This is a genomic window from Cyanobacteriota bacterium (assembly GCA_025054735.1).
Lineage (GTDB): Bacteria > Cyanobacteriota > Cyanobacteriia > SKYG9 > SKYG9 > SKYG9.
Window position 1 is genome coordinate 1 of the sequence record JANWZG010000160.1, and the last position, 8,013, is coordinate 8,013.

General features: G+C 49.3%; 6 protein-coding genes. All 6 read right to left on the reverse strand.

Annotated features, from left to right (window positions below; translation table 11 throughout):
- Nucleotides 1-74: 74 nt before the first annotated feature.
- On the reverse strand, nt 75-1,700 hold the full coding sequence (gene ndhD1 / locus NZ772_09345) for a photosynthetic/respiratory NAD(P)H-quinone oxidoreductase subunit D1 (GenBank protein MCS6813757.1): 1,626 nt from the start codon (nt 1,698-1,700) through the stop codon (nt 75-77).
- Nucleotides 1,701-1,736: 36 nt separating this feature from the next.
- Nucleotides 1,737-3,812 carry an NAD(P)H-quinone oxidoreductase subunit 5 gene (locus tag NZ772_09350; GenBank protein MCS6813758.1) on the reverse strand — a complete coding sequence of 692 codons (2,076 nt, stop codon included), beginning with the start codon at nt 3,810-3,812 and terminating at the stop codon, nt 1,737-1,739.
- Between the two features lie 486 nt (nt 3,813-4,298).
- A complete protein-coding gene (locus tag NZ772_09355; GenBank protein MCS6813759.1) occupies nt 4,299-4,844 on the reverse strand; it encodes a pentapeptide repeat-containing protein in 546 nt (181 codons plus the stop codon).
- A 165-nt stretch (nt 4,845-5,009) separates the two neighbouring features.
- Nucleotides 5,010-7,070 (reverse strand): ribonuclease R, encoded by a 2,061-nt coding sequence (locus NZ772_09360; protein ID MCS6813760.1) that lies wholly within the window; start codon nt 7,068-7,070, stop codon nt 5,010-5,012.
- A gap of 81 nt (nt 7,071-7,151) precedes the next feature.
- Entirely contained in the window at nt 7,152-7,655 is a 504-nt protein-coding gene (locus tag NZ772_09365) for an ureidoglycolate lyase (protein MCS6813761.1), read from the reverse strand.
- 25 nt (nt 7,656-7,680) lie between these two features.
- Nucleotides 7,681-8,013, reverse strand: a 333-nt coding sequence (locus NZ772_09370) for an arsenic-transporting ATPase (GenBank protein ID MCS6813762.1), incomplete at its 5' end; no start/stop codon positions are given.

The window sequence follows — 8,013 nt, forward strand, 5'->3', positions numbered from 1 at the left end:
CGAGTAACCCTATGCCTGTACCCACCGAACGCGAGATGACCACTATGGCACAGGGTTATCCAATTTATCGAGCACTATTTGTCAGACGATAGATTGTCAGACGATAGAGTAGTGGCGATTGTAGGTATCGTCGCTCCATTACCCGCAGGCTGCGAAGCCAAAGGCTTACCATTGTTTTGCACTACAGTTGCCACTGCTGACTGTAGCTTTGCCGTAACTTGGTTGGTCTTACTGTCGTAGAGTTGGGTCAACAGCTTGGGATAGAAGCCAATGCCGATGATAGGTACCAATAAACAGGCAATGATGAACACCTCACGAGGTTCAGCATCCACCAAATTTTGGTGAGACACTAGCTCCTTATTTTCTGGGCCGTAGAAAATCTCTCGCAGCATGGACAACAGATATATAGGTGTGAGAATCACCCCTACGGCGGCCAGGATAATCACGACTAGCTTAAAGGTGGGGCTAAAGGCACTGCTATTGGCAAACCCCACAAACACCATTAGTTCTGCTACGAATCCGCTCATGCCGGGAAGTGCTAAGGAAGCCAGAGAACATGCAGTGAACATTGAGAAAATTTTAGGCATCTTTTTCCCTACCCCACCCATCTCATCCAGCATAAGGGTATGGGTACGATCGTAGGTCGCCCCCACTAAAAAGAACAAGCTAGCCCCAATTAGTCCATGGGAAACCATTTGCAGCACAGCCCCACTCAACCCCAGGTTAGTAAAGGAGGCAATGCCAATCAACACAAAGCCCATGTGAGAAATGGAGGAATAGGCAATTTTGCGCTTTAAGTTCCGCTGGGCAAAGGATGTTAGGGCCGCATAAATAATGTTAACCACGCCTAGGATTACCAAGGCTGGAGCAACAATTGCATGGGCAAGGGGCAGCATTTCAGCATTCATGCGTATCAATGCATAGCCACCCATCTTCAGCAGAATGCCTGCCAGTAACATGTGTACCGGAGCCGTAGCTTCGCCATGGGCATCGGGTAGCCAAGTATGCAGGGGAATGATGGGTAATTTCACGCCATAGGCGATGATGAAACAGGCATACATCCACAATTGAAACACTATGGGGAAATCCTTGTTCATCAGCGATCGCATGTCAAATGTGACATTATCCCCATAGAAAGCCATCGCTAAGCCTGCCGCCAGAATAAACAGCGAGCTGCCCGCTGTGTATAGAATGAACTTCGTAGCGGCATACTGACGCTTGTAGCCACCCCAGATTGACAGCAGTAAATAGACAGGAATTAACTCCAACTCCCACATGAGGAAGAACAGCAGCATATCCTGCACAGCGAACACGCCTATTTGCCCGCCGTACATTGCCAGCATGAGGAAGTAGAACAGCTTGGGCTTGAGGGTTACTGGCCAAGAGGCCAAAATCGCCAAGGTAGTGATAAAACCCGTCAGTAAGATTAAGGGCATAGACAAGCCATCAGCCCCAACTGACCACTTTAAGTCTAACGACGGCACCCAGTTGTAGCTCTCTACGAGTTGCAGGTCTGGGTTAGCAAAGTCGTACTGGGTGTAAAAAGCGTAGACAATTAAGGCAAAGTCAATCAGACCGATCGCTAGAGAGTACCAGCGCACTGTCTTGCCATCTTTGTCGGGGATCAAGGGAATAGCCAAGGCTGCCACGATCGGGAAAACAATAATGGTAGACAACCAGGGAAAAGAAGCATTATCCATGTTCGTTATCTGTTACTCGTTATTTGCTGTTTGTCCTTAAGCAATACCAGAGATGACCACTAATCCCAGCACAGCCCCAAAAATGATCAAGGCGTAGAATTGAGCACGCCCATTCTCAAAATATTTCAAGGCTTCACCGCTTACCAAGGTGACCAAACCAGCTAGGTTAACCACGCCATCCACAATCTTCACGTCAACTTCCAACACCTGTCGGGCCAGACGACGGCTACCCTTGACAAACACAGCATCATAGATGTCGTCGATATACCACTTGTTAAAGGACAGGTTATAGAGCGGCTGAATTTGCTTGGCAACCTTCGCAGGGTCGATTTTGTGACTTAGGTACATCAGCGATGCTAAGGTGATGCCAATTAGGCCAATACCAACGGAGCTACCTGCCATTACTAGAAACTCCATCATTTCCTCCGCAGGCAGGCTATGGAACCCCTCAACCACTTCCACAACTTCACCCGGCGGATGGACAAACGCTTCAAAGTAGTTAGCAAAGGGTGTACCCACTAGCCCAATGAATATCGATGGAATTGCTAGCAACACTAGCGGCAGTGTCATGGAGATAGGGGATTCGTGGGGTTTGTCACTGTGATGGTGGCCATCATGGCTATCATGACCGTGATTGCCTAACTCTGCAGCGTGCATGGCACCCGGCCCTAGGGAAGCACCTGCCAGCACTAACTGTTCTCGCCGAATGGTTTCGAGCAAATCTGCATTCTTACCCCGAAACTCACCTTCAAAGGTATTGAAGTAGATACGGAACATGTAGAAAGCAGTCATGCCAGCGGTTAGCCAGCCTACAATCCACAGAGCGGGATTAGCCACAAAAGCGGCTCCTAGGATTTCGTCCTTCGACCAGAAGCCAGAAAAAGGTGGAATTCCAGAAATGGCCAACACTCCCACAAAAAAGGTGATGGCTGTAATGGGCATGTACTTCCGCAAGCCTCCCATCAGGCGCATATCCTGGGCATAGGCGGGGTTATGACCAACAACAGCTTCCATCCCATGAATTACAGAGCCGGATCCTAGAAACATCATGGCCTTGAAGTAGGCATGGGTCATCAGGTGAAACAGACCAGCACTATAGGCACCGACACCCATTGCCATGACCATGTAGCCCAACTGAGACATGGTGGAGTAGGCTAAACCTTTTTTGATATCGTTTTGGGTGATGGCGATCGTTGCCCCCAGGAACGCAGTGAATGCCCCTGTCCATGCCACCACATCCATAGCCACAGGAATATGCTCAAACACCGGGAACATTCGTGCCAATAGGAACACACCTGCTGCCACCATTGTTGCTGCGTGGATGAGGGCAGAGATAGGTGTCGGGCCTTCCATGGCATCTGGCAACCAAACATGGAGAGGGAACTGGGCAGACTTAGCCACTGGGCCAAGGAAAACAAGTATGGCAAACAAGGCTGCTAGGAAGCTACTGAGAGTACCTGTTTCTACCAAGTGCTGAAGGCGATCGCCAATGGTCTCAAACTCAAAGCTCCCGGTTGCCCAAAACAGACCTAGGATGCCCAGTAACAGACCAAAGTCACCAACGCGGTTGGTCACAAACGCCTTCTGACAGGCTTCTGCTGCGGGCTTGCGATCGTACCAGAAGCCAATCAGCAGGTAGGAACACATGCCCACCAATTCCCAAAACACATAGATCTGCACCAAGTTAACGCTGATGACCAGCCCTAGCATGGAGGAGCTAAACAGGCTAAGGTAGGCATAGAATCTCACATAGCCAGGGTCATGAGCCATGTAGCCATCGGTGTAGATCATGACTAAAAAGGCCACCGTTGTAACAATCACCAGCATCACCGCAGTCAGGTGATCAATGGTATAGCCCATTGTCAAGTGAAAATTTCCAGCCGCAGCCCACTCAATTAGTCGTGTGTAGGACTCGTGCCCCTGAATCTGGCTCCAAAGGATGCCGAAGGATAAGACCATCGCAACTCCCAGGAGGGAGACGATAAAAACGGAGGCTAGGTTACGAACCCGGTTGACAGCAGCATTGAAGGAAATCAACCCTGTGCCCACGATCGTCGCCCCTACAAGAGGCAACACCGGAATCAGCCATGCATATTGATACAAAGGATCCATTACTTCACCTAACATTTGGCGTATTCTGACAATTGACTTAGGTCACTAGCATCGGTACTGTAGCCAAGCATACTCTATTCTAAGGAATGAGTAACTATGCTTAGGCAAATACCCGTGCACCAACAGGCAGTTTATCGATAGAACGTTAAAACGTTAAATTGTTAGCGGACTTGTTATCGGCAATAGAACTTGTTATTGGCAACAGATTGATTGCGAATTTATCAATACGCAGTAATACAGCAATAGTTTGGATCAGGTTTTGCGCAAAGTTAACCTTCTTAAACTTTTTGCAAGCATGTACCGTTACGATCGTAAACGTCAGTCCACAAAATCACTACTGGAACTGGTTAATCACCTTACCCACAAAATCTAGATCCAGGTAGAGTGTATAGCTCCAGTTGCTGCTATGCGGTAACCTAGCAAACCTATTAAGTTAAATTCGTAACTGGTTTAGGAGTCTAGTTCAACTCGTTCAAACATGTTGTCTTAATCACAGCCCAGAGTATCACGGGTGTTGCGCCCAGTAACCGGGTTTTTGCCCTGGGCAGACTGGCAAAGTAAGTTTAAGGCATCGCGGCGAATTTCGATGTCGGTAAAATCCGCACCAGTGATCGTTGCGCCATTGAACTTGGCATTAAACGCAAACGCCCCCTCAAGAATGGCATTCGTCAAGTTTGCGCCGCTTAGACGGGCTGTGTCTAACGTAGCATTGCTCAGATTGGCTCCTTCTAGGTTGGCATTCTCCAAGTTAGCACCGAAAAAACTTACTCCTCGCAAATCACAGTGACTCAGGTTGCTGCCGCGAAGATTAGCCTTAGTAAAGCTAGAGTCAACAAGTACACGCCCAGAAAAATCAACACCAACTAGAAACTCTTTGTTGTAGTCTTCTGCTAGGGCAGGGGCGATCGTTACTCCTGACACCGCGCCCCAGAGGACAACGATGGATAACACAGCTAGTAACCAGTTCAACACCTGGCAGAAACCATTCAATGAGACAAGCTTCTGACAGCCGTAGGTATCGCGCTTAGTCATATCCCTCTTGGAACAGTACTCAACCCGATTTTCCATTCAAGCATGTTCCCTTCCCATCATTGCCCAGTGTCTCAAAACGTAATTAAACCCCGCATAAAGCATAAGCAGTATCAACACCCATCCCCTTTCACCTGCTACACGCCACTAGACACTCCATACGTTTGTCTACAGAACATTGCCTACATCCTGGAATTGAATAATATCTTGACGGGGATCAACGTGTACGACTTTGACCAGAAAGCGATCGCCCGGTTGCACTGATCGTTGAAATCGCATCGCTAGCTCTAATCCCAAGTCTTCCAGCATAATCAACCCCAAATTTTCATAGTCTCGCAACCAGCGCAACATCAAAGCGTGCCAGACTTCATCAGGATGACGACGCAGATATTCCAAGCCCCAATAGCGGTTAGTTTGCCGCTCTACGAGGGTTGCTTCAGAGGTGGTAGTGCTAACAGCCAGCAACAACTCTTGCATTTGCTCTGCCGAAAAGGGCAACGCATCACCCCGGAGATGGGCCTTGATTTGGAAGTGAGCTAAAAGGTCGCTGTAGCGACGAATGGGAGAGGTAACTTGGGTATAGGTGTCTAGCCCCAAACTAGCATGGCGAGCAGGAGTGATGCTGATTTCGCTGCGAGGCATACAGCGGCGCATGGCTGAGAAGCGCACTGGCCCAGCAGGAAGTTGTAACAACTCTTCCTCCGGTGGCAATTCAGGTTGAGGCTGTTGGCGAAAGGGAATGGCAAGGTTGTGGGTTTGTCCGTACAGGCCAGCAACTTCTCCGGCTAGAATCATCATCTCAGCAACTAGTTGCCGTGCTGCTGAGCTATCTAGCACATTGATGCTGATGTCGTCGTTGTGGACTTTGATGGACGATTCGGGCATGTTGATGCTGATAGCACCTTGGGATAACCGCCATTGTTGACGACAAGTGGCCCACTCAGCGATCGCAGCAATTTCTGGCTCTGCCTGCACGCCCAACTGAAGGATTTCATCTACGTCTTCGTAGGTAAGGCGATAGGTAGGGCGAATAAGCGTGGGATGGATGCAGTAGTCTGCAATGGCCCCGTCAGCCCTGAGAATGACCCCAAAGCTAAGGGCATAGCAGGTTTGCCCCTGTACCAGACTCATTGGCCCTGTGGCCAATTCGGGTGGAAACATGGGGATCATGCCCGTGGGCAGATAAACCGTCGTGCCCCGTCGTCGGGCTTCTAGGTCTAGCGTGTCACCGGGATGGATCAACCGAGTAGGGTCAGCAATGTGGATCCAGAGACGTTGCCGTCCATCAGATAGGTCTTCAATACTCAAGCCATCGTCGATCTCACGGGTGCTTTCATCGTCGATCGTATAGACCTTCAGATGCGTGAGATCTAGCCGGTGATCTGCATCTATATCGGAAACAGGCTGATTTAAGCAACTATGGGCCACTGCTAGCACCTCAGGTAGAAACGTAACGGGGATTTGACTCCGCCGGAGAAATAGGTTTTCGTGGGGATGCCACAGACCCAGGTCTACCAGCAGTTGGAACGCAGCTTGGGGCGTTTCTGGACGATGCAAGGCAGCCAAAATTTCACGGGCTTGTGCAATTTGAGTTGCCTCTTCTCCTAGAGTAGCAAACCGCTCTACCGACTCAATACGCGAGCGTGTCTTTGCGTCCCAATTAGCAGGATATTGGGTTGGACTATGAGGCAGTTTTAGAGGAACTTGCTGGCCCTGAGCAGAGCTAGTCTGCTCTATCAATTGCGTAACTTGGTTGAGGAAGGTTTGCCATTCCTGCTGTTTTTGCTCAGTAACTGCTTGTTGATGCTTGAGTTCGGCAACTTGATTAGCAGAGCGTGGTTCGTAGCGATCGCCCTTTTGCTTGAAATATAACTTGTCCGCGGACAACAAGCAGTGGGCCGCGTAGCAATATTCAGGGCTGCGATCGGAAAATAAGATGTCAGCCAATTCTGCTGGACTTGTAGTCTGGTTGTCTTCCACTAACAATTCCCAAGCAACTTCTAGCCCAGAGGGATCCAAGTAGCTTTGGACTGTTTGCTTAAATTTAACAATGTCCGCAGGTTTAAAGCTCTGACCAGATACCGTATAAGTAACCTCACGAGGATGGAGTGTATAATGTTGGCCGCGATCGTCTATTACAATCCAGTGCTTCTTGCCCTCTGGACGATCTACCACAGCTAGCCGCACATCATTGTGCTGCCGAAATTCAACCAGTGTTCCCTTTTCCAAGCCTTGACCCTGCCCTGTAAAAAACACCAGTACAAAACACTAGCTCTAAGTCTAGCGGTTTGGGTAGGCAACGCTCACCCTTTAAGGACAAAGAATATGAAATTCCTGGCCATAGGTTGAGCGCAAGTCACAGGTATCATGATCAACTACATTCGTATCAGCTAGCTCTAGATTGTAAAAGTCAACCCACTCATGCTCAAAGTAAGGCCCTGCGTGCCATGTTCCCACCTCTAGCTTGACAAAACAGTTACCTGGAATCTGAAAGGCGCGAATAGTTGCTAGGTCTGGGTATGGTGCTGGCGATGGTGAGGCCACCCCTAGGAACCATGACCTGCCCTCTAGGGATCCCAGACATTGGGTACAGCGTTGGTGACGAGTAATACGATGAAAACTCAGTCCCCGCTGGTAAAGGCGCATGATGTAAAACCGAGGAGTGCCAGGACTTAGAACCAGTTGAGCATCTTGGCGATCGTAGGGCTTACCATCCCCCTGAGCACTGATTACTTGTCCGTAGGGCTGAAACACTTCTGGTGTCACAGGCACAGCCACAAGCTGAATTTTTGCTGGTTCATGGTGATCCTGCATAGCTGTTTACCCTTTTCTCAGTGCGCTAACCAGTGACTCCAGAGAAACGAATCTTGAGATAATCTGCTTCCATTTTGGCTCCCGATGGTTGCAATGCGGCTAGCGCTTGGGGCAATACCAAATTACGCCGATGGTTACCAATGCGAATATTCAACTCATCGCCGCTCTTGCTAAGTTCCACCTGGTTCTTGGGAATTCCTGGAAGATAGACCTCTAGGCTATACTGCTCCTTCTCTTGAACAACCCGCAGGGTAGTTTCTTTGTAATACACCTGGGTAGGATCCTCGTCGCCGTAGAGCACATCCTTAAGGCGGTCAAGGGCTGCTAATCCACACATTTCCTCGGCAAACAGAGGCAC